Consider the following 732-nt stretch of genomic DNA (forward strand, 5'->3'; position numbering starts at 1 on the left):
CGTCAGTGCTTGAGTGGAGACAAAAAACAGCATGAAGCCACCAGCAATAGAACCGGGAACTCGGCCAATCAGTGCCATTTTTAGACCACCGATTTCGACGCTACTGCGATGTTTCAGCGCATTCATGATCGAAATAAACAACGCGACCAAACAGATAGGTGCAGGCACATATTCGGGCGCCCATAGAATGAGCAATGGCGCGGCCACAATGGCTAAGCCAAAACCAATCGCAGTTTGGACAAAAGAACCGAGAAAAATCAGTCCCATCGCAAGCAAGTTAACCGAATCAAATTCCATCTAGATTATTCTTATATTCAGGCAATCAATAAGGGCGCTAGACTTATCGAATTTCGAGATAATTGCCTAAGCCCGCCTTGCGTAGCATTCCTCAATGACCATGAAAAGACAATCTATTTGTCTGTTTTTAGACAACATTCATTTTCGCTAACCTCACTACCAACGTAAGGCTTTTCTTACAGAAAACTGAATGCACTGTACACCAAAACAACACATATGCCGTTGATAAAATCATCAAAATGATTGATGTCGAGCTCTAGCGCTTTATTTTGCATCGCTCTATAATGCTGACCCTTTTATCAATACTGTACTTATTTCCACAACAAAAAAGCGTACAGTTATTTACTTTTTTACCTTTAACTTGCTGTGAAAATAATATGAAAAAACAGACTGGATTTACTCTGATTGAGTTAGTAGTGGTGATTGTGATACTCG

At 40.6% G+C, this 732-nt stretch carries 2 protein-coding genes; one reads left to right on the forward strand and one right to left on the reverse strand.

The window, feature by feature from the left end; translation table 11 throughout:
* Positions 1 to 297 (reverse strand): TSUP family transporter (locus R7190_RS27220; protein WP_318137849.1); only part of this gene is annotated, 297 nt, incomplete at its 3' end.
* A 377-nt stretch (positions 298 to 674) separates the two neighbouring features.
* Here R7190_RS27220 and R7190_RS31425 point away from each other — a divergent pair.
* On the forward strand, positions 675 to 732 hold a 58-nt coding region (locus R7190_RS31425; protein WP_411978091.1), incomplete at its 3' end, for a prepilin-type N-terminal cleavage/methylation domain-containing protein.

The sequence above is a fragment of the Vibrio sp. 1078-1 genome (assembly GCF_033340475.1).